Origin of the sequence: Flavobacterium eburneipallidum (assembly GCF_027111355.2) — a bacterium.
GTDB lineage: Bacteria > Bacteroidota > Bacteroidia > Flavobacteriales > Flavobacteriaceae > Flavobacterium > Flavobacterium eburneipallidum.
In genome coordinates this window covers 2,798,440-2,821,432 of the sequence record NZ_CP114291.2, presented here as the reverse complement: position 1 = coordinate 2,821,432, position 22,993 = coordinate 2,798,440, and the positions used below count along the sequence as shown (strand labels likewise).

Below are 22,993 nucleotides of genomic sequence, written 5' to 3'. Positions count from 1 at the left end.
CAAAAAAGTCCCAATTCTAACTTATTAGAATTGGGACTTTTTTCAGCAGAAATTATTTTTTCTTGCTTTTGCTTTTTTTGGTCTTTTTAGATTTTTTGGCTTTTGCTTTGGCTTTTTTTTCTTTTAGTTTTGCCTTAATTTTAGCTTTTTTAGCTTTCTCTTTTTTGGCTTTCTTTGCCTTTTTAGCCTTTGCTTTCGCTTTTTGTTTGGCTTTTTCCTTGGCATCTTTGGCCTTTGCTTTGGCTTTCTCTTTTTCTTTCATTTTTAATTTGTTTTTTTTCTTGATTTTTTTCTCGTCTTTTTCAATTAATGAAGCGATTTCTTCTAAAATAGATTCTTCATAAACTATTTCTTCTTGGATTTCCTCTGGAGTTTCTTCTTGAATTTCTTCAATTACTGCTGTTTCAATAGTTGGTTCGACCTTTTTAGTTGTTCTACTTACTCTAGGTTTTCTTGGTTTTGGAGTTGCAACAGGTTTAGTCGCTTCTGGGGTAATTTCGTTTGTAATTTCTTCTTTATTGTCTTCCATAATTCTTGTTTTTTAAAGTGATACGCTTTAATGTAAATTAATTGTAAATTAATCTTTAACAAATGTAGTCATTAAAACAATCCGCCAATGTTAAGTTTTTACTTCAAAAAAATAACGATTTAGTATAAATAAGGAAAACAAAAAGTGATTTGGAATGATATATGTAAATTTTTAGTAAAGGTTTTTTAGCCAGGGCATTCGCTTTTAAAACGAAAGACATCCAAAATAAAAAAATACCGCAGATTCGCAGATTTTCAAAACATAAATTGGATAAGATTAGCGCTGATTTTTGAATTAGTGCAACAAAACAGTTCTGATTTATTTCTAAAATCTGCGAATCTGCGGTATTTTTTTTTTAAGCGAATGCCCTATTTTTTTAATCTGTGGCAAAAAAAACAACCATTCCGATAAGCATACAGGAATGGTTGGATTATTAAGAAAATTTTTAAAGAGCCTTTACTTTGGAATGGCTGTTAATTCAGTGATTTTTACGATGACTTCAACCGCTTTTTGCATACTTTCTACAGGAACATACTCGTATTTTCCGTGAAAATTATGACCTCCAGCAAAGATGTTTGGGCAAGGCAAACCTTTGTATGATAATTGACTGCCATCAGTTCCGCCACGAATGGGTTTGATGATGGGTTTAACACCTACTTCTTTCATTGCTTTTTCGGCAATATCTACAATATGTTTTACGGGTAAAACCTTTTCTTTCATATTGTAATATTGGTCGTTTATTTCTGCAATAACGATGTCTTCGCCAAATTGTTTGGTAAATTTTTTGTTGATTTTTTTGGCTATTTTGGTAATTAATTCTTTTCGTTTCTCGAATTTTTTCTTGTTGTGATCTCTGATGATCAATTCCAAAACGGTTTCTTCGATACTTCCCGTTAGATGATGCACGTGAAAAAAACCTTCGTATCCTCTGGTTTCTTGAGGTGTTTCTCCTTTGGGTAATTCGTTGATAAAATCATTGGCAATCAACATCGAGTTAATCATTTTTCCTTTGGCATAACCTGGATGAACGCTTTTTCCTTTGAAAGTGATTTTGGCTCCAGCCGCATTGAAATTTTCATATTCCAATTCGCCCACCTGACTTCCGTCCATAGTGTAAGCCCATTCTGCTCCAAATTTCTCTACATCAAAATGATGCGCACCACGACCAATTTCCTCGTCAGGCGTAAAACCAATTCTAATTTTTCCATGTTTGATTTCGGGGTTTTGGATCAGGAATTCCATTGCGGTTACAATTTCGGTAATTCCAGCTTTATCATCGGCACCTAGAAGTGTTGTTCCGTCAGTGGTTATAAGGGTTTGACCTTTGTATTGCAATAAATCTTTGAAATAATTGGGCGATAAAATGATGTTTTTTTCGGTATTCAAGACAATGTCTTTGCCATCATAATTCGGAATAATTTGCGGTTTTACATTCGCTCCCGTAAAATCTGGCGAAGTATCAAAGTGCGAAATAAAACCAATTACAGGAACTTCATGATCCACATTAGAAGGCAAAGTCGCCATGATGTAGGCTTTGTCGTTAATCGTTACTTCTTCTAATCCAATGGTTTTTAGTTCCTCGACTAATTTATTGGCTAAATCCCATTGTTTTTGCGTGCTTGGTGTAGTTTCAGAATTCGAATCCGATTCGGTGTCAATGGTAACGTAGCTTACAAAGCGGTCTATGATATTTTGCATTTTTTGAATTTTTATGCAAATATAGTCAAATTCCAAGGAGGAGGATGTTGTGGTTTTTGAATTGAAATGTGAATGGTTAGTAAATTATTTAATTTATATTCTACGTTTTCAGGATAGTACAGGATACTGGTTGATTTGCAATGAAATATTTTTGAATAATAAAATTTTAACTTTAAAATTATACAATCTGTTTTTTATTTTGATGATAAAATAAATAAACATAAAATATTTTTAATTACAACAACTATTTATTAATCACAAAAAAAAAATTACATGAAAAGAAAAATTACTTATTTAATTCAAAAAGGAATATTTGGCATGGTTCAAAAAACCTTCCTTTTTTTTGTTTTTTTATTTACTTCAGTATCCTTTGCTCAACAATGGGATTATTTAGGTAAAGAGAATGATTTATCAACTTTAGTTTCTGCTTATACAACAGTAGCGGTTATTAACGAAAGCGGAACAGACGTGCCTTATGTGGGATTTGCTGAAAATTCCCCTGCGCCTGCAAGTAATGCTGTTTTACCTGGCCCAGGCCTTTTGGTTGTTAAAAAACGTTTAGCCGATGGTACATGGCAACAAGTTGGACAAAACATTTCTAATAGTGGATTGTATATGCGCATCTACGCTAATAATTTGAACGAATTGTTTGTAGCATATATAGATGCAACCAACTCATCTAAATTGGCAGTAAGAAAGTACAATGCTGGTACTAATAGTTGGGATGCCTTGGGCGGTAATTCTGCTAATCTTTTAGTTTCAACTGGAAGTGCACATTCTAATTATGTTTCAAATACATTTAATGGTTTGCAAAGATTGTCAATGTCATTTGATGCTAATAACGTGCCTTATGTAATTTACAGCGAACCTCTCAATGTTGTTACAGTTAAAAGATTTAATTCTACAACTTTATCTTGGGAAGTGGTAGGAAACGATACTACTGTTATTGGGGTTTCAGGAAGTATAGCTTTTATAGGAAGTGATATCTATATGTCGTATCTAGGTCTTACAGCTGTTGGTGCTAACGGTGGTTCATTAAAATTATTTAAGTTAAACACTGCAACAAATATATGGGACTCAATTGCGGTTCCAGTTGCGGCAACTGGTGCTACATCTTTGACTAGTATGAGACATCCAGTAATGATTGCCAATACTAGTACTACTTTGTGTTTTGCTTATATGAACACTAATGCAACTTTAGCTGGTAGTGCTGGGTCAAACAGAACTTTTATCGCTTATTACGATTCAGCTGCGGCTAGCGGTAGTGAATGGTCTGGATATATTGCGTTAGGTTCTAGTACTTCAACCAATATTAGCCTTGTTAAAGATAGTGCTAATAATGTATATTGTTCTTTCTTGGATGGAATTACTAGTTCTGGTTTTTTTAATACACAAAGAGTACGTTTCCAAAAAGCAGGAACTACAGTTTGGGCAGATTTAAAAAATCCATCAGTAACTCGTGGAATTGATGAGCCTGCGGGTTGGTCGGCTATCGGTATTGCTAATGGTTCGACTACTCCTCACATTGTTTACACAAAAGGTACTACTGCTTCAGGAGTTGTTACACCTGTGGTGCGAAAATACAATGCTCCGATTAGCGCCCCGGTAATAACTAGTTATTCATTTGCAACATCAACAGCAACACCTCCTGTTGTTACACTCACTATCAATGGTTCTAATTTTACAGGAACAACTGATATTTCATTAAATAGTACTTCTGCAAATGGTGTACCATCACCTTTTACAGTAGTGAACGATACACAAATAACGTACGTAGTGCCTGGTGCAACTGTTGCACCTACGCTCTCTCAAATAACAGTAACAACTCCTAATGGTACTGCTACGCTAAACGCAACTCCACCATCAGCACTTACCTATGCAGCTTATCCTGCAATTTATAATGGTAACCCTATTGTTGTATCAAGTGTAACACCATCTGATCTTTTGCTTTATTCCATAGCTCCTGCACTTCCAACTGGTTTATCAATTAATAGAGGTAATGGTACTATTTCAGGTCAGTCAACAACTGTTGCAGCCAGTACAGCATATGTAGTAACTGCTACAAATTCATTTGGTACTACTACAGCTACTGTAACTTTTGAAACACTAGGTACTGCACCTTCTGGTTTGACTTATGCTCCAGCAGTATCTGCTTCTTATACAGTAGGTACCACAATTACACCACTTGTAGCAACAACAACAAATGGAACTGGTGCTACATATACTGTAATTCCAGCGCTACCAGCTGGTTTAGTATTAAATTCAGCTACTGGAGAGATTTCAGGTACTCCAACTGCTGCTGCTGATTTTAAGAATTATGAAGTTAAAGCGACTACTTCAGCAGGTTTTACTTCTAGAGTTATTGCTTTTTCAGTTACTTCAAGTTTGTCAACTAGTGATTTTGTAAATGGTAATCAAGTGACTTTATACCCAAACCCAACTGCAAACGGAATAGTTACTGTGGATTATCCTTCTGCTTTTAGTGGTGCAAAATTAACTATTATCAATACTTTAGGTCAAGTGATTTTTCAAACTACTGTTGGTGATACAACCCATGCAATTGAAACTTCTGGATTGCATTCAGGACTTTATTTTGTAAAACTTGAAAGTTCTAATAATTCCGTAGTGAAAAAACTAGTATTAAAATAGATTGTTTTCAATATGAAGATAGTTTAAAAGCTATTTAATTAAATATTTAGATTAAAAATCCCGATGTATTTCGGGATTTTTTTTGATTTATTTTTGTTTACATTTTCAACTCTTTTACATTTAACTTTTAAACATAAAAATTGATTTCAAATGAAATACATGCAAAAACTGCTACTTCTTATCTTGGTTTTAGGAATACAATCAGCAACTATTGCCCAAGTAAAACTACCAGCTCTTGTGGGCGATAATATGGTTTTGCAACAAAATGCAAAAGTGAACCTTTGGGGATGGGCAGCACCAAACGAAAAAATAAGCATTCAATTGAGTTGGCAAAATGTGCCTGTAGAAACTACGGCTAGTCCAGAAGGTAATTGGAAAGTAGCCGTAAATACACCTCAAGGAAGCGAAAAAAAACAGACTATTGCTATCGAAGCATTCAATACAATTGTGCTGAAAAACATCCTCATTGGCGAAGTTTGGGTTTGTTCGGGTCAGTCGAATATGTTTTTTCCAGTAGGAAAGCAAGAGGGAACTTGGAAAACAGGCGTTAAGAATTATGAAGAAGAGGTAAAGAATGCCAATTTTCCGAATATTAGAATTTTTACCGTTTTGACCAAATCTTCGCCAAAACCTTTGGATGATGTTACAGGAAATTGGCAAGAGTGTTCCCCAAAATCGGTAGATACTTTTTCGGCTGTGGCGTATTTCTTTGGAAGAGATTTGTACCAAAAGCTGAATGTTCCTATTGGTTTGATTTCGACTTCTTGGGGCGGAACTAAAGCCGAAGCTTGGACTTCGCAATCTGTTTTAGAAGGAAATCCAGATTTTTTATCCATCCTAGAAACCGATGCCAAGAATGAAAAACTGCATCAAGAAAAGCTGGAAAAATATTATGCAGATTTAAAAAAAGAACGTCTGGCTAATAACAATGATTTATCTAAAAGTGAGGTAAAAAAACCTAAAAAAGAAGATAATAAAACGTCTTATGTGTTGTACAATGCGATGTTGTATCCGTTGATTAATTACACGATGAAAGGAGTAATTTGGTATCAAGGAGAAAGCAATGCCGAACAAGCTAAATTGTATCAAACCCTTTTTCCAGCGATGGTCAAAAACTGGAGAAGCGATTGGAAACAAGGTGATTTTCCGTTTTATTATGTACAAATTACGCCTCATAAAGGACAAAATGCAGCCATTAGAGAAGCACAATTGCTGTCTTTGAAAACGATTCCAAATAGCGGAATGGTGGTTACTACTGATGTTGGAAACGCCACCAATATTCATCCAATAGACAAGCAAACGGTAGGGCATCGATTGGCTTTGATAGCAAGAGCTAAAACTTATAATGAAAACAAATTGGTGTATTCAGGACCAATTTACAATCATCTGAAAATTAAAAATAATCGAGTGCAATTATTCTTTGATTATGCTGATTCTGGATTTAAAAAAACAACCGAGAATTTAAAAGAATTTGAAATAGCAGGCGAAGACAAAGTGTTTTATCCAGCCGATGCTAAAATTGATGGAAAAACAATTCTAGTTTTTTCGACAAAAGTGAAACATCCAGTAGCCGTTCGTTTTGCTTGGAGACCGATTCCAGAACCTAATTTATTCAATACTGAAAATTTACCCGCTTCCCCTTTTAGAACGGATGATTGGGAGTAATTTGATTATTTTTTTGTTTTTAAAGCCTGTTTAAATTTCAAATTTTTAAACAGGCTTTTTTGTGCTTTGACGATTCTGTTTGGATATAATATTGTTTTTGCTTTTTTATTGCTAATAACTTGAAAAAAATAGTACTAATTTTCATAATTATAAAATTCATCACAAATTAATTATATAAAATATAAAATTAAAGTTAAAATTGTAAAGTGTTAGATTTCAAATAATTAGTAATCATAAAATGGTTTTTGATTAGGCTAAAAATCTAGTTTACAGAAAACTAGCAGGGTAGAGCAGGACACTATTCGATTAGTAACCTAATAAATTTGAAACACAAACTTAATAAATTCATTCTGGAGAAATTTTGAGATTCAAGAATGGAGAGACCAAATATTTATTTTATGAAAAAACAACTACTTTTTGAGTCTGTATCTTCAGGTTTTAGGAAGACTCTTTTTAGAATTACGCTTGTCGTAATTTTAAGTTTTTGTACTAGTTCAAGCACTTTTGCCCAGAACTGGAATCTTTTAGGAAGTGAGTCGGAAGTGTCAGCTGTGGCATCTACTTACACTTCTATTGCGGTTTTGAACGATGTTCCTTATGTGGTTTTAAGAGAAGGAACCGGACCTGTTGTCAAAGTAAAGAAAAGAAATGCTACTACAGGAGTTTGGGAACAATTCGGTAACGATATTGGAACCAATCTTACGTATTCTAGAATTGTATTGGATAAAATCAATCAGTTTTATGTGACTTATGTCGATGCTGGAAATGGTAATAAACTAGCCGTAAAAAAATATAATTCTGAAACTGATACATGGGAACCATTAAACAATGATGTTAATAATCTGTACGTTTCTACAGGGAATGTAAATCCTACAATCAATGGTGGATTTTCTTCTTCACCTCGATGTTCTTTGACTTTTGACTCTGATAATAATCCATATATCGCTTATGGTGATAATGCCACATTGATTCCTTTCGTAAAAAAGTTTGATGGAAATACATGGGTTACAATCGGATCTGGACCAGTTAATGCAAGTTTGAACGCCATTGGAGTTAGTTTGGTTTTAGATGAAGCTGATGTTCCGTGGTTGGTTTTTTGTAATATATCTAATTTTGCAAGTCTTCCCAATAATGGTACAATGACTTTGTACACTTTTAATTCAGGCACTTGGACACCTGCTACAACTTCATCAGTAACAGCGGGTGTTAGACATACTAGCATGGTTTTGAATTCAGCTAATAATTTATCAATCGCTTTTTTTAATATTGGAGACGGTAATCGTGCTACATCTGTAGTTTATAATAAAACTGCAGCTACTTGGAGTTCTACAACACGAATAGGTTCTAGAGATTCCCCAAGTTTAAGTTTGATAAAAGATGTTTCAAATAATTTATACTGTTCTTTTATAGATAATGTATCAAGTACTGCAACCTATTCTGCACGTGTATTCAAACAAATCGCTGGTGCAACTACTTGGACTGAAATGAAAGATCCAAGCGTGACAACAACTGGTATAGAAAATAATACAGGTAATTTAACCATTGCTTTAGGAAGCGAGTATCCTTATGTAGTTTACACTAAAACGAACTCTGCTAGCATTTCAACTCCAGTGGTTCGCAAATATGCTCCAGCACCGCCACCAGCAGTTATAACAACAAATGCGGTAACTAATATTACTTCAACCACTGTAGATGCAGGAGGCGATATCACTTCCGATGGGGGAACAGCCATTATTGAAAGAGGAGTTGTTTACGGTTTGGGTAATAATCCAACAATTGCGAATACTAAAGTGATAGCGAGTACAGCCGGAATAGGAAATTATACTGTAAGTATTCCAGGACTGACTCCAGCAACTATGTATTACGTTAGAGCTTATGCTATCAATGGTGGCGGAACAAGTACTACTTATGGGTCAAATGTAAGAGTGAACACTTTGGCATTGCCTGATGCAGTGGTAACTACACCTAAACAAGTAGAATTCTTGAATAGAGGAGTAGTAGCCTTGCGTAAATCAAGTAACGAAGTGTTTGTTAGCTGGCGTTTGCTAGGGAACGATCCTGCTACTATTGCTTTTAATATTTATAGAGATAATATAAAAATTAATACTACACCTATTACAGCATCGACTAATTATATTGATAACATAACAACCAACGGAACTTATAGTATAAAAACTCTAATAAACGGAACTGAAGGAACTGCTACAACTCCAGTTTCGGTTTGGGCAAACAATCAATTGTCGATTCCGTTGCAAATTCCACCTGGAGGAACAATTCCAGATGGAACAGCTTATACGTATTCTGCCAATGATGCCAGTGTAGGTGATGTAGATGGCGATGGCGAATATGAAATTATCTTGAAATGGGATCCTTCTGCTTTGAATCATAACGGAGGAGGTTATTCTGGAGATGCCATTTTTGATTGTTACAAATTGAATGGAACTCGTTTGTGGCGTATCAATTTGGGTAAAAATATGAATGCTGGTCCACATTTCAACCCTTTTATGGTGTATGATTTTGATGGAGACGGAAAAGCCGAAATCATTCTAAAAACAGCCGACGGAACCATTGACGGTGTAGGAACTGTTATCGGTAACGCTACTGTAGATTACAGAAATACGGGTGGTTGGGTACAACAAGGACCTGAATTCTTGACGGTTTTCAATGGTTTAACTGGAGCTGCTATGGCGACTGTTCCTTATCAACCAGCTAGAGCTAATACAATTGATTGGGGAGATAATTATGGGAATCGTCAGGATCGTTTTGTGTCTGCGGTGGCTTATTTAGATGGAGCTCGTCCAAGTATTGTTGTAGGTCGTGGCTATTATGACAAATTAATGCGTGCAGCTTACGATTGGCGCAACGGACAATTGACATTGCGTTGGATTTTTGATAGCAAAGACGCTACTAATCCAGGAAATAATGCTTTATCTAGCCAAGGAAATCACCAAATGACTATTGGCGATGTAGATGGCGATGGAAAAGATGAAATCATCAATGGATCAAGTGCTATCAACGACGATGGAAAACGCCTTTGGACGTATGGTCAAGGTCACGGAGATGCGTTACACATGTCCGACATGGATCCAGACCGTCCAGGTCAAGAAATCTGGCAATGTTTGGAATCGGAAGGGCAATACAGTCCTTACGGAATCCGATTGAATGATGCGAAAACAGGAAAAATGATTTTTGGAGCTGTTACAACTGGTGACGTTGGTCGTGCTTTAGCCGCCGATGTTGATCCCAATCACAGAGGATATGAAATGTGGAGTTCTGCAGGTAATTTCTATAACGTGCAAGATGGTTTAATTGGTACAGCTAAACCAACTGGAGGTAGCCAAGCAGTAAATAGTGCAGTATGGTGGGATGGTGATTTAGGTCGTGAATTACTAGACGGAACTATCATGGACAAATGGAATCCTACAACAAAAACATTAGGTCGTTTGTTTACCATATACAATGCTGCACCTGTTGCCTCTAATAATGATACGAAAAAAAATCAAGCACTAACTGGTGATATTTTAGGAGATTGGAGAGAAGAAATTTTGCTTCGTCGCGCTGATAATACTGCTTTAATTCTTTTTACAACTAATATTATAACAGATAAAAGAATTTATACTTTAATGCACGATCCACAATACCGTACAGCAATTGCTTGGCAGAATTCAGCTTACAACCAGCCACCACATCCAAGTTTTTTCTTGGGGTATGATATGGCTCCTGCTCCAGTGCCAAATGTAGTGATTCAAGACAGCTCTAATTTAGGTATCAACAAGCCAACAATTTCAGTTACTTCGGATGTAATGGTCTATCCAAATCCATCTGCTGGACAGTTTACAGTTGAATTAAATGGTTACCAATCTGACAAAGCTAGTATTGCTGTCAGCAATATCAACGGACAAGTTGTTTTACAAAAAGAAGTAGCACTTAACGAGGGCAAACAAACTTTTGCATTGAATATTCCAAACAATGCTGCTGGGGTTTATTTGCTAAAAGTGACTAGTAAAGATGGTGTAAAAACAATGAAATTGGTTCTTGAAAAATAATCCAATTCTAATTTTTAAAAAGAGGATTTGCAATTTTGTAAATCCTCTTTTTTTGTAGGTCTAACTGGCAGTATAGCACAGGACAGTATTGGAATAATAAATGGATAAATTTGAAACAAAACTATTGTTCCAAAAGCCTAAATTTGGAGTAAAAAAAGTTCGAATGTAGCATTACTTTCATCAAAATAAACTCAAATTAATTAACCTTAAAATAAAAAAAATGCCAACAACTAACACGATTAGAAATGCCTTCAAAATGAAATTAAAACCTGGTTTTGAAGCCGAATATAAAAAACGTCACGATGAAATTTGGCCAGAATTAGCTAGTTTGCTTTCAGAAACAGGCATTCAAGATTACAGTATCTTTTTGGACGAAGAAACCCTAATCCTTTTTGCAGTGCAAAAAATAAGTGCCGATTTTGATGAGAACCTATTACCGAATCATCCAATTGTCAAAAAATGGTGGGCATTTATGGGCGATATTATGGAAACCAATCCTGATAATTCACCAGTTGCTATTGGCTTGAAAGAAGTTTTTCATTTGGATTAATTTTGGACTAATTATTGATACAATCCCGCAAAATAAAAATAACCATGTATTCTAAAAAAAATACGCTTTTAGCTCTCGCTTTTTTAGTTTTCGCAGCTGTGATCCATGCCCAAGAAAGAACCACCATCGAACTAAACAAAGGATGGAAATTCGCCAAAGGCAATAGCGAAAAAGCTTTCGAAAATAACTTTAACGATTCCAAATGGCAATCCGTCACCGTTCCACACGATTGGGCAATTTACGGCCCTTTTGACAAAGAAATCGACAAGCAAGTAACCGCCATTGTTCAAAATGGCGAAAAAGTAGCCACCGAAAAAACGGGTCGAACTGGCGCATTGCCTTACATCGGTGAAGCTTGGTATAGAAATCAATTTTCAGTTCCTAATCTTGATAAAAGCAAAAAAGTAATCCTGCTTTTCGAAGGAGCGATGAGCGAACCCAAAGTATTTTTGAATGGCAAAAAAGTAGGCGAATGGAACTACGGTTATAACTTTTTTTACTTCGACATTACGGATTATATCGCTGCTAATGGAAAAAATAATTTGGCAGTACATCTCTCTAATGTTGGTGAATCTTCCCGTTGGTATCCTGGCGCTGGTTTGTACCGAAAGGTGAAACTGATTGTCAAAAACAAAGAAAGCATCGATCAATGGGGAACTTTCGTAACCACTCCAATAGTTACTGATGATTTGGCAAAAGTAAATATCAAAACCAAGGTTACTGGCGAAAATCTTCGTATCGTTATCAAAATCAAAGATGCTTCTGGAAAAGAAGTTGCTACAAACAAAGCCGAAACTCTTTTCGGTAATGAATTCGAACAAAATATAGCCGTAAAAAATCCAAAATTGTGGAGTCCAGAAACACCTTATCTTTATACAGCCGTTTCTCAAATTTATGTTGGTGATGTTTTAAAAGATGAAACAACAACACGATTTGGCATTCGAACCATCAAATTCGAACCTAACAAAGGCTTTAGTTTGAATGGAAAAGTACGCAAGTTCAAAGGCGTTTGTTTGCACCACGATTTGGGTCCAATTGGTACAGCTATTAACAAAGCCGCATTACGAAGACAGTTGACTATTTTGAAAGATATGGGTTGCGATGCCATTCGCAGTTCGCACAACATGCCGTCATTGGAACAACTCGAATTGTGTGACGAAATGGGATTCATGTTCCTAGCCGAAAGTTTTGACGAATGGGCAAAGCCAAAAGTAAAAAATGGCTACAATCGTTTTTTTAAAACTGATGCCGAAAAAGACGTGGTCAATTTGGTTCACGCGACTCGCAATCATCCGTCAATAGTGATGTGGAGTTCGGGTAATGAAGTTCCGGATCAACATGGAGCCGAAGGCGTGAAGCGAGCCAAATGGCTGCAAGAAATCTTCCACCGTGAAGACCCAACTCGTCCTGTAACAGTAGGAATGGATCAAGTAAAAGCCACAATGGAATCGGGTTTTGGAGCCATAATGGATATTCCCGGACTGAATTATCGTTTGCCTTTATACGACGAAGCGTTCAAAAAATTTCCGCAAGGATTTATTTTGGGTTCCGAAACAGCTTCGACCGTGAGTTCTCGTGGAGTTTACAAATTTCCAGTTGTTAAAGGACATTCCAAGCAATATCCCGATTTTCAATCGTCTTCCTATGATTTAGAATATTGCAGTTGGTCGAATGTTCCCGATGATGATTTTGTGTTACAAGATGACAAACCTTGGGTAATTGGCGAATTTGTTTGGACAGGTTTCGATTATTTGGGCGAACCAACGCCTTATGACGAAATGTGGCCTTCCAGAAGTTCTTATTTTGGAATCAGTGATTTGGCAGGTTTGCCAAAAGACAGATTCTATTTGTATAAAAGCCGTTGGAATCCCACGGCAAAAACGCTTCATATTTTACCACATTGGAATTGGGAAGGTAGAGAAGGACAAACCACACCTGTTTTTGTGTACACCAATTATGATAGCGCCGAACTTTTTGTCAACGGAAAAAGTATGGGAATCCAAAAGAAAAATAATGCTACACCTCAAAACAGATACCGTTTGATGTGGATGGATGTCAAATACGAACCCGGAACTATTAAAGTAGTTGCTTTGGATAAAGACGGAAAAGCAGTTGCCGAAGAAAGTATTCACACTTCTGAAAAACCTTACCAAATAAAATTAGAAGCGGACAGAAATACACTCGAAGCCAATGGAGAAGATTTGTCTTATATAACGGTTTCAGTAGTAGATAAAAACGGAAATCTTTGTCCAACAGCTACGCAACAATTGAATTTTAGCGTAAGCGGAAAAGGAACTTACAGAGCAGCTTGCAACGGTGATGCCACTTCATTAGAACAATTTCATTTGCCTACCATGAAATTATTTAGCGGTAAATTAGTGGTCTTGGTTCAGTCGACTGACGAAGCAGGAAAAATGGAATTAACAGTTACTGGAAAAGGATTGAAAAGCGGGAAAATAGGGTTGAATTCGAAGTAATTAGAGATTGAATTTAAGCGAATAGATTACCCGTCTGTTCGAGTGTTTTATTAAAAAATGCGACAGCTTTTTTTAATAAAATGTATCGAGAACTATAATTTTAAAGGCTTCTCGATACAATTTTTAATAGTAAAGCTGTCGCATTACTATTAAAAACCACTCGAAGTGACGAATAAAATTTAAGGAATCGACATTGAATAAAATTGAATAAACATTAAATGAGATTAGATAAAAAGCATATTTTAATATTACTGTTGTTTGCAACGGTTCAATCTTGGTCACAAGACACCAGAAGTTTCAAGGTTTTTCAATTTCCAGCCAATAAAATACCAACCATTGATGGCAATACTGACGATTGGAAAATGGTTCCCAAAAGTTATGTAGTAGGGATGGATCAATTGTGGGACGATAGCGGAAAACAACCCAAAGCTGATCCCAAAAATCTGGATGTCAGCGTAAAAGTCGCTTGGGTCAAAGGGCTCAATCGCTTGTATTTTTTATACGAAGCCTACGATAATTATTGGGATTTTTCCCTGACGGGTTTACACAACGACATCTTTGAAATCACGGTCGATGCCGATCAATCGGGCGGGCCATTTATTGACCGATTTCATCCCAATAAAGCGTTGACCAATACGATGGATGCTTATTTCTCCTATCACGGTGTTCACGCCCAGAACTATCATATTTTCACGCCAGCCGAAGGCAAAGATTGGGCTTTGGCTTGGGGAAGCCAGCCTTGGATTAAAGAATTGCCTTATTCTAATTCGGCAATCAATTACAATTTCAAACCCGGAGAATCGGGAAAACTGACCTTGGAGTTTTGGATAACCCCTTTTGATTATGCTGGAAATGATCCTTCAAGAGCGGTTGAGTCCATTTTAACTGAAAATAAAAACATTGGTCTTTGTTGGGCGATTATCGACTATGACGATGTCAATAACGAAAAGAATAACGGCTTTTGGAACTTGTCGAAAGAGCATACGATGTATGGCAATGCCAATTATAGTTTGCCTTTCAAATTAATGCCTTTGGAACCTGAATTCAAAAAAGTAATTGAAGCAAAATGGACGTTCAACACGGTGGATATGAACAGAAGAATGGTCGCTTTCATCGATCAATCCGAAGGAGAAATCAAATCCTGGAATTGGGATTTTGGTGATGGCACAACTTCAACGGAACAAAACCCCATTCATCAATACAAAGAAGCCGGGAAATACATCGTCGTCTTGAACATCGAAGGATCAAAAGGAAAATCCAGAATGTCAAAAGTTTGGGATGTGGCCTTGAAATAGAAATCGCTAAATAAAACAAACCAAAAACCATAAATTTTAAAATTATACCGCTATGAAACACTACCAAATCCCAGTTATTGCTTTACTTTTTTTAGGAAGCTTAACACCAAGCATCTCCCAAACCAACGATGCAACAACGCCTTTGCACTTGATGCAACCCGATTACCCAACACCCTATAATGTTCCGCAGAAAGAGGCTGTAAAAACCGTTTTGGATAGAGTTTATACTTTTTTGGATAAAAATTCGGCTTCCAAAATTGTAAACGCAACCACAAAAGCCGAAATCACGAATTACAAAAAAGGCAATGAAGACATTATGTTCGAGCCGGGTTCTTTTCGATTGACCAGCTACGAATGGGGCGTTACTTATGCAGGAATGCTTTTGGCATCCAAAGCCACTGCCGACCCAAAATATGCCGATTACACCAACAAAAGATTGCAATTGATTGCTGATATCGCTGCCAATTACAAGGAGCAAAATATCAAAGACAAGGATATGCTCAAAACCCTTCATCCCGAAGCATTGGATTTTGCAGGAGCGCTTTGTGCCGCATTTATCAAAGCCAAACAAGAGGGGTTGAAAACCAATGCCGATCCGTTAATCAACAATTATATTGATTTTATCAGCAACAAACAGTTTCGATTGACCGACGGAACTTTGGCACGAAACCGACCTCAAGACAACACGCTTTGGTTAGACGATATGTTTATGAGCGTACCAGCATTGGCACAAATGGGGAAATATACAGGCAATGTGAAATATTTTGACGATGCCGTAAAACAAGTCAACCAATTTTCGGGTCGAATGTTCAACAAAGAAAAAGGAATATATATGCACGGTTGGGTGCAATCTATGCAAGATCATCCGCAGTTTCATTGGGCTAGAGCCAATGGTTGGGCGGTGATGACGATGGTCGAATTATTGGAAGTTTTGCCAAAAGACCACCATGGATATGCAGGAGTTTTGGCGCAATTGCAAGCGCACATCAAAGGATTGGCAAAATACCAAGATGGAACTGGTTTTTGGCACCAATTATTGGATAGAAATGATTCGTATTTAGAAACTTCGGCAACCGCAATTTATACGTATTCTATTGCCAGAGCCATAAATCGTGGTTATGTGGACAAAATGACTTATGCACCAATGACGCTATTGGCTTGGAATGCCGTAGCTTCTAAAGTGAATGATAAAGGTCAAGTCGAAGGAACTTGCGTGGGAACTGGAATGGGATTTGACCCTGCTTTTTATTACTATCGTCCTATAAATGTATTTGCGGCTCACGGTTATGGTCCTGTTTTATTGGCTGGAGCCGAGGTGATTTTGTTGTTGAAAGACAGCCAATTCGAAATCAATGACAGTTCAATTCAATTGAAAATTCCGGGTAAAAACAACCTAATCAAATAAAAATGAAAACCCTTTTAAATGCCATTTTGCTCCTTGTTGTGGCTACTGCTTTTAGTCAAATTGGGACTCGTTTTCCATCCGAAAAAAAGATAGTGAAAGATCCAATTACGGGACAGAAATTAATTTTTCTGACAACAAATTCGGAAGGCGATTCCAAAACCTATCCCACGCATCCGCAATGGACATCCGATGGAGAATGGTTGATATTTCGTTCCAACCGAGTGAAAGGCGAAGCAATGGCGGTTAATGAAAAATCGGGTGTACTGGTTCAAGTTACTGAAGGCGGTTATAACGGAACTTTGTGCATAGCTCAAAAGTCGATGAAATTGTACTTTATGCGAAAAGCACTTGAAGATAAAATGCAAATTATCGAAGTCGATTTGGAAGCTGTTTTTAAAGACAGTAAAGCAGGAAAAATGAAGCCAGTTTCATCTTACGAAAGAGTTTGTGGAATAACGAACCCAGAAATGGGAGCTTCGGGCGATATGGCTTTGGATGCCGATGAAGAAAGGGTTTATTTTAGAGTTGGAAAAGAAGAAGCCGCCAAATATTTAGATAAAAGTGTGGTGCTCGAAAAAAGTTTTGGACCACGTAATATGGGTGCTGGTCCAGGCGGAATTGGCAGTATGAATTTGAAAACAGGAGAGTTGAAACACGTCGTTTCGGTTCCTTTTCAAATTGGTCACATCCAATCGAATATCTGGAATTCGGGCGAGATTGTTTTTTGTTGGGAAACAGGAGGGAAGTCGCCCCAACGCACCTGGACGGTTATGGCAGACGGAACGGGTTTGAGACCTTTATATCCTGAATCCGATTCGGAATGGGTAACACACGAAGCCGTGATTGGCAAAGATGAGGTTGCCATCGCTATTATGGGACATCGAAAAATTGGCGTAGAGAAAGATATTCCAGTGGAAGTTGCTGCCGATGGAAAGATTAGAAACCCTGTCAATCCGGGGCAAGAAAGCAATTGGGGAGCAACAGGAACACGTGAAAAACCAACAGGATTGGGAATCGTAAATTTAAGAACCCGAGAAATGATTATTGCGGGCCAAACCAAAAGTGGTAGCGGTTTGTGGCACGTTCACGGTTCAGCCGACGGAAGATGGGCTGTGGGCGATGATTTTTCGAGAAGTTTGTATCTCATTGACCGAAAAACAAACGAAATGATGATGCTCACCACGGGACATAAAGAAACTGCTGGAGATCATATTCATCCGACATTTAACAGAGAGGGAACCAAAATCCAAATTCAATCGGCGATGCTATCGGAAGACAATAAAACTATGAATATCTGTATTGTCAATGTGCCGAAGGAATGGTTGAAACGGAAAACTAAATAATTTAAAATTTGATAAATGAACAATCTTAAAACAAAACAATTACCAATTGCTTTCTTATTGCTGTTTTTGGCTTTGGCTACGAACGGTTTTTCGCAAGCACGTAAAATCATCAATTTTGATAACGGTTGGCAGTTTACAAAAGGCGAAGTAGCAAGTGCAGAAGCCTCTTCATTTGATGATACAAAATGGAGAACTCTCAACGTTCCTCACGATTGGAGCATCGAAGGACCTTATGAAAAAACCAATCCATCGGCTCGTGGTGGTGGTTATTTGCCAACTGGAATTGGCTGGTACCGCAAAACATTTCAAGTGGATAAAGCGGATGCCAAAAAAATAGTTACCATAGAATTCGATGGTGTAATGGCGAATAGTGATGTCTGGATAAATGGTAAACATTTAGGCAAACGTCCTTATGGGTATGTGAGTTTTGCGTATGATTTAACACCGTATTTAAACTTTGATAAACCGAATGTGATTGCCGTGAGAGCCGATAATTCGATTCAACCCGCTTCTCGTTATTATACGGGTGCGGGAATTTATCGCCACGTTCGTCTGGTTTCGGTTAATGCGACTCATTTCAAACAATGGGGAACTTTTATTACCACTCCAACGGCTACAACTGCTAAAGGTGTTGTGAATTTAAAAGTAGAAATTGACAATAAAACGGCTGGAGATTACAAACTGCAAATCGAAATTGCCGATGCTTCTGGAAAAGTGGTTAAAACAGTCGAAAGTACCAAAAATATTGCAGCGAATACTACGGGTTTGTTTTCGCAAGATGTTGAAATTACCAATCCCAAATTATGGAATTTGGAGACGTCTCATTTATATACGGCTACAACCAAATTGTATTCAGGAAAAACGCTTATCGACAATCAAACAACGACTTTTGGAATCAAAAAAGCAGAATTTATTGCCGAAACTGGTTTTTGGTTAAACGGAAAAAATATAAAACTGAAAGGCGTTTGTTTGCATCACGATGGTGGAGCTGTTGGAGCTGCTGTGCCTTTGGGAGTTTGGAAAGAACGTTTCAAAAAATTAAAAGAAGTGGGAGTGAATGCCATTCGAACTTCGCATAATCCTGTGGCTCCCGAGTTTTTGGATTTGTGTGACCAAATGGGATTTTTGGTAATGGACGAAACGTTCGATACCTGGACGGCTGCAAAACACAATGGCGAAAAAGGCTATAATTTGTATTTCAAAGAGTGGTGGGAACAAGACACCAAAGACATCATTTTGAGAGATAGAAATCATCCTTCGATTGTAATTTACAGCATTGGAAATGAAATTCACGATGATTTGAGTTACCCCGAAGGCTACAAAAAGTATAAATTGCAAGAAGATGTAGTAAAGAAATACGACGACACCAGACCAGTAACGATGGCACTTTTCAGACCCGCCAATTCCAAAGTATATTTGAGTGGTTTTGCCGAGCAAATGGATGTAGTGGGGCAAAATTACCGTGAAAACGAACTAATCGTAGCTCACGAAACGCATCCAACTTGGAAAGTTTTGGGAACTGAAAACACACACGTTCTAGTTCAATGGTTGGCTTTGCGAGACAAACCGTATATGGCGGGTCAATTTTTATGGACAGGTTATGATTATTTAGGAGAAGCCGATTGGCCTGAAACGACCAACAATCAAGGATTATTTGACCGAGCTGGAAACTGGAAACAACAATCCTTGCAAAGAGACAGTTGGTGGTCAGAAGAACCAGTGGTTCATATTGTGAGAAAATCCGAAAATGCCGGAGCAGGAAATTGGACAGCTGATTGGACACCAAACGATTTTGACACCTATGACAATGCCAAAGTTCAAGTCTATAGCAATTGCGAGGAAGTGGAACTTTTCTTGAATGATAAATCTTTGGGATTGTTGCAAAAACCAGCCGACGATTCGCCAAGAGAATGGAATGTTACTTTTGAAGAAGGAACCATAAAAGCCATTGGAAAAAACAAGGGTAAAGTGGTTGCCGAAGAAGAATTTAAAACAGCAGGAAAACCATCAAAAATTATCTTGACTAAAAGCAATCCAACATTGGCTAACAATTGGGATGATGTGTCTTTTGTAACCGCAACTATTGTGGACGATAAAGGAATTGTTTGCGCAAATGCCGACAACCTAATTAAATTTACAGTTACCGATGCTGGTAAAATTATTGCCGCAGACAATGGCAATATCATCAGTCACGAAGATTATTTGTCGCCAGAAAGAAGTGCCTACAAAGGGAAAGCCATCGCCATAATCAAAGCAGCTAAAAGTAATGGTAAAATTGAAATCAAAGCTACCGCAGAAGGGATAGAAGCAGGAGCAATAAGCATTGATATTGTTGCTGAAAAAGGAAAATAAGTGCCTTTTTTAATATAAAAAATCCTCGAAGAATTTTCTTCGAGGATTTTTTTTGTTCAGTAATTATAGATTTTACTTCACCTTATTCTGGTTCGAATTGGGTTTCAACTCATCTGGGCTGTCTTTGGTGTAGGTCTTAAATTGTTCTTTCGAAGGACTGACAAAAATATCTTGAATTACATCAAGTGACAATTGATTTTTAGGATTGAATTGATCCGAATTCATATAGTTTTGAAGCGATAAAAACAGTTGTTTTGCAGCTGGTTTATTTTCTAAATTGGGACCTAAATCAGCGCTGCTTACGATGATTTTTCCTTTTCCAACTTGGGCTTCAAAAACCAAAGCCAGTCTGCGATTCATAAACCAAGTATCAATTGGTTGAATTATTGGTCGGAAATCAGTTGGAAAATCTTCTAGATTCATTACTTGCGCTCGGTTTTGAATTTCCCACCATTGCAAATCAGAGTGGAAACTGGTCGGGAAATTGGCAAATGCTGGACTTTTATCCTGAATCAACATTCCCGTAACGTGCGGTGGACGCATTTTGAACCAAGAGGTATTCCAAAAAACAGGAAGAAAGTGCATTTCAACCTCTTTGCCTTTTACCACTTTGCCCGAAGCATTCAAGAATACTTTTCCGCCATTATTCAAAACTTCTTTGGCTTTATCGTCTAATGTTGTCGTGTAATAAATAGAAGGGGAGGACTCCATTTTTTTATCTGGATAGACCCAAAAATTCCAATCATTCACAAAAGCTGTATCATTTACTTTTACTTCCAAATTTAATTTGGTGGCTTCCTTAATTTCGCTTAACGCAAAAGTTAGATTTCCAACAAAAAGACCATTTCCATTTTCATAAGTTTTAGGATCAAAATTCCCTTCAGCAAGAATAGTTCCTTTTTCATTTTTAATAGTCCAACTGATTATAGCGTTTTTCAAAGGAGTTTTACCCGAGTGAAACAGCGCAATTTCAGCTTTGAAAGTTTCTGTATTGGTGTAAACAAATTTTGAAATTTTAGCCAATGGAACAGTCGAATTACAAAAACGGGCATATTCTTGTGAAGTTACATATCCTTTTTCGTCAAAAAAAGCATCCAAAACACCCACCAAAGCGGTTCCTTGACCTGGGAAATCTTGTAATCCCAAAGCTTGAAAACCAGCATAACCAGGCGTTCTCAACATTTTTTCGATTTCGCCTTTATAGCACAAAACCTGTAATTTTCCAGAAGCATTCAAGAAATCTTTGCCTTGATTGGCCATATTGTGGTCTTCCAAGTCTTGACGGAACATCTCAAAGTTTTTGGCTCTGTAAACTCCAGTGTATTTTTGAATTTCTTCGAAGTTGGGAAAAACGCAATACTGTCCAATTTCGTGAGCGACAAAAGGAACTTTAAATGGTGCAATTCCACTACTGAAATCGGTTTCTGTTTCGGGCATTTTTTTCCATTCTAAACCTCTCACACCACCACGAGATTGGTATTCGGCGTTTGGAACTACTGGCCAGCTTCCGCCAACGGACATTCCAGTATATACTCTTCGGTTGTCTTTGGCTTTCCAAAAATCGACAAAAGCATTCAAGTATTTCACCTGATTTCCTGCTGGTTCATTTCCTGCTGACAACATGGTAAAAGAAGCATAATTGCCATATTCCTTTGCCATTCGGGTCGTTTCGTCATACAAAAACTGATCTACTGGCTGACCCAATCCAATTTTTGGTCCGTGGTTAGGCCAACTTGGTCCTTCAGGTTGCAAATAAAGTCCCACTTTGTCGGCAGCTATAAACGCGGCTTCTGGCGGACACCAAGAATGAAAACGAACGTGATTTAAACCGTATGATTTTATTTTTCGATAAATTTTCTCCCAAGCCTCAACAGTTGTTGCTGGATAACCAGTTAGCGGAAATTCGCAATTGTGAACCGTACCTCGTAGAAAAACGGGATTGCCGTTGATTAAAAATTGATTGCCATTGATTTTAAATTCACGCATTCCGAACTGGATGGTTTTACTGTTTTTGATTTCTTTGGAAACCAATTTCACGTCAAGGTTGTACAAAGCAGGATCAAATTCGTCCCAAGTGAGCATTCCTTTTCCGAAAGGTAATTCGAGTTCAATAGTTTTAGAATCCGATTTCGCAACTATTATTTTACTGAATATTTCCTGTGTTTTATCTGATTTTAAACTGTTGAAACTTTTTGCCGAGATTGCTATTTTTCCACTAAAATCAGTCGCAGTACTATTATTGATTGTGATTTTTACACGAGCTTTTCGGTTTTTTAAATCTGGATAAATTTGAACATTTTCGATATAAATTGGCGAAAAAGCCTCTAAAGCGATTTTACCAATAATGCCATTCCAATTTCCCTGTGTATGATCGGTAATACTGTGTGAATCTGGACCAACATTTATTTTTTTAATGCTGTTATCAATTCGGATAGAAATACGCTGTTTTCCGGCAACAAGAAATGTACTCAAATCATAAACGTGAGGTGCTACTAAAGAGTTTTGCAAACCCACTTCTTTGTCATTGATCCAAACTCTGGTTTCGATATGAGCTCGTTCTAAACGAAGCAAAATGTGCTTGCCTTTCCAATTGGCAGGAATGTTTACTTCTTTTTGGTACCAAGCCGCTCCAACATAATGTCTCGCTGGGGTCAACCAAAAGGGAATGTGAATATTTCCTGGTTGGCGGTATTTTTCTAATCTTGGAATAAAATAAAACGAACTGTCATAAATAGATCCTGTCCATTTGGTTTTTAGTGTGATTTCATCACCTTTTAAGAATTCCGCCATCGAACCTGGCAACTTAATGTTGTCCGAAAGATTTTTGTTGTACCATTTTCCAGTAACTCCTTCGTCATTTCGGTCAATTTCAAAATGCCAATTTCCGTCCAAATTGATTACTTGAGCTTTACTATTAAAACTGCTTAAAGAAAATAAGATTGCCAATAGGAGGCAGGCGTAATTGAATTTTTTCATTGTGTTTT

General features: G+C 37.3%; 12 protein-coding genes. 9 read left to right on the top strand and 3 right to left on the bottom strand.

The features are described from left to right. Positions 1–52 precede the first annotated feature (52 nt). Together OZP15_RS11885 and pepT are read right to left on the bottom strand one after the other, a co-directional pair. Positions 53–529, bottom strand: a complete 477-nt coding sequence (locus OZP15_RS11885) for a hypothetical protein (RefSeq protein WP_281336208.1) — start codon at positions 527–529, stop codon at positions 53–55. Positions 530–985: 456 nt separating this feature from the next. After that, positions 986–2,227, bottom strand: a complete 1,242-nt coding sequence (gene pepT, locus OZP15_RS11880; protein WP_269225647.1) for a peptidase T — start codon at positions 2,225–2,227, stop codon at positions 986–988. 273 nt (positions 2,228–2,500) lie between these two features. On the opposite strand from pepT, the gene OZP15_RS11875 reads away from it, so the two are divergent. The 9 genes from OZP15_RS11875 (at position 2,501) to OZP15_RS11835 (ending at position 20,009) form a co-directional block, all read left to right on the top strand. Next, on the top strand, positions 2,501–4,876 hold the full coding sequence (locus OZP15_RS11875) for a T9SS type A sorting domain-containing protein (RefSeq protein WP_281336207.1): 2,376 nt from the start codon (positions 2,501–2,503) through the stop codon (positions 4,874–4,876). A gap of 150 nt (positions 4,877–5,026) precedes the next feature. Next, positions 5,027–6,541, top strand: coding sequence for a sialate O-acetylesterase (locus OZP15_RS11870; RefSeq protein ID WP_281336206.1), 1,515 nt, complete (start codon positions 5,027–5,029; stop codon positions 6,539–6,541). A 398-nt stretch (positions 6,542–6,939) separates the two neighbouring features. After that, complete coding sequence (locus OZP15_RS11865) at positions 6,940–10,587, top strand: rhamnogalacturonan lyase family protein (protein ID WP_281336205.1); 3,648 nt, start codon at positions 6,940–6,942, stop codon at positions 10,585–10,587. A gap of 220 nt (positions 10,588–10,807) precedes the next feature. Beyond that, on the top strand, positions 10,808–11,137 hold the full coding sequence (gene rhaM / locus OZP15_RS11860) for an L-rhamnose mutarotase (protein ID WP_269225641.1): 330 nt from the start codon (positions 10,808–10,810) through the stop codon (positions 11,135–11,137). Between the two features lie 44 nt (positions 11,138–11,181). After that, positions 11,182–13,614 carry a beta-galactosidase GalB gene (gene galB / locus OZP15_RS11855; RefSeq protein WP_281336204.1) on the top strand — a complete coding sequence of 811 codons (2,433 nt, stop codon included), beginning with the start codon at positions 11,182–11,184 and terminating at the stop codon, positions 13,612–13,614. 218 nt (positions 13,615–13,832) lie between these two features. After that, entirely contained in the window at positions 13,833–14,909 is a 1,077-nt protein-coding gene (locus OZP15_RS11850) for a PKD domain-containing protein (RefSeq protein ID WP_281336203.1), read from the top strand. A 52-nt stretch (positions 14,910–14,961) separates the two neighbouring features. Then, positions 14,962–16,314 carry a glycoside hydrolase family 88/105 protein gene (locus tag OZP15_RS11845; RefSeq protein ID WP_281336202.1) on the top strand — a complete coding sequence of 451 codons (1,353 nt, stop codon included), beginning with the start codon at positions 14,962–14,964 and terminating at the stop codon, positions 16,312–16,314. 2 nt (positions 16,315–16,316) lie between these two features. After that, positions 16,317–17,657, top strand: a complete 1,341-nt coding sequence (locus tag OZP15_RS11840; protein WP_281336201.1) for a TolB-like translocation protein — start codon at positions 16,317–16,319, stop codon at positions 17,655–17,657. Between the two features lie 15 nt (positions 17,658–17,672). Next, positions 17,673–20,009, top strand: coding sequence for a glycoside hydrolase family 2 TIM barrel-domain containing protein (locus OZP15_RS11835; protein WP_281336200.1), 2,337 nt, complete (start codon positions 17,673–17,675; stop codon positions 20,007–20,009). 72 nt (positions 20,010–20,081) lie between these two features. Here the strand turns inward: OZP15_RS11835 and OZP15_RS11830 are convergent, their stop codons facing one another. Continuing rightward, positions 20,082–22,985, bottom strand: a complete 2,904-nt coding sequence (locus OZP15_RS11830; protein WP_281336199.1) for an exo-beta-1,4-galactosidase — start codon at positions 22,983–22,985, stop codon at positions 20,082–20,084. Positions 22,986–22,993: the final 8 nt, after the last annotated feature.

Coding starts and splice junctions, on each gene's coding strand:
- OZP15_RS11885 (WP_281336208.1), bottom strand. CDS start 529: ATGGAAGACAATAAAGAAGAAATTACAAACGAAATTACCCCAGAAGCG.
- pepT (WP_269225647.1), bottom strand. CDS start 2,227: ATGCAAAATATCATAGACCGCTTTGTAAGCTACGTTACCATTGACACC.
- OZP15_RS11875 (WP_281336207.1), top strand. CDS start 2,501: ATGAAAAGAAAAATTACTTATTTAATTCAAAAAGGAATATTTGGCATG.
- OZP15_RS11870 (WP_281336206.1), top strand. CDS start 5,027: ATGAAATACATGCAAAAACTGCTACTTCTTATCTTGGTTTTAGGAATA.
- OZP15_RS11865 (WP_281336205.1), top strand. CDS start 6,940: ATGAAAAAACAACTACTTTTTGAGTCTGTATCTTCAGGTTTTAGGAAG.
- rhaM (WP_269225641.1), top strand. CDS start 10,808: ATGCCAACAACTAACACGATTAGAAATGCCTTCAAAATGAAATTAAAA.
- galB (WP_281336204.1), top strand. CDS start 11,182: ATGTATTCTAAAAAAAATACGCTTTTAGCTCTCGCTTTTTTAGTTTTC.
- OZP15_RS11850 (WP_281336203.1), top strand. CDS start 13,833: ATGAGATTAGATAAAAAGCATATTTTAATATTACTGTTGTTTGCAACG.
- OZP15_RS11845 (WP_281336202.1), top strand. CDS start 14,962: ATGAAACACTACCAAATCCCAGTTATTGCTTTACTTTTTTTAGGAAGC.
- OZP15_RS11840 (WP_281336201.1), top strand. CDS start 16,317: ATGAAAACCCTTTTAAATGCCATTTTGCTCCTTGTTGTGGCTACTGCT.
- OZP15_RS11835 (WP_281336200.1), top strand. CDS start 17,673: ATGAACAATCTTAAAACAAAACAATTACCAATTGCTTTCTTATTGCTG.
- OZP15_RS11830 (WP_281336199.1), bottom strand. CDS start 22,985: ATGAAAAAATTCAATTACGCCTGCCTCCTATTGGCAATCTTATTTTCT.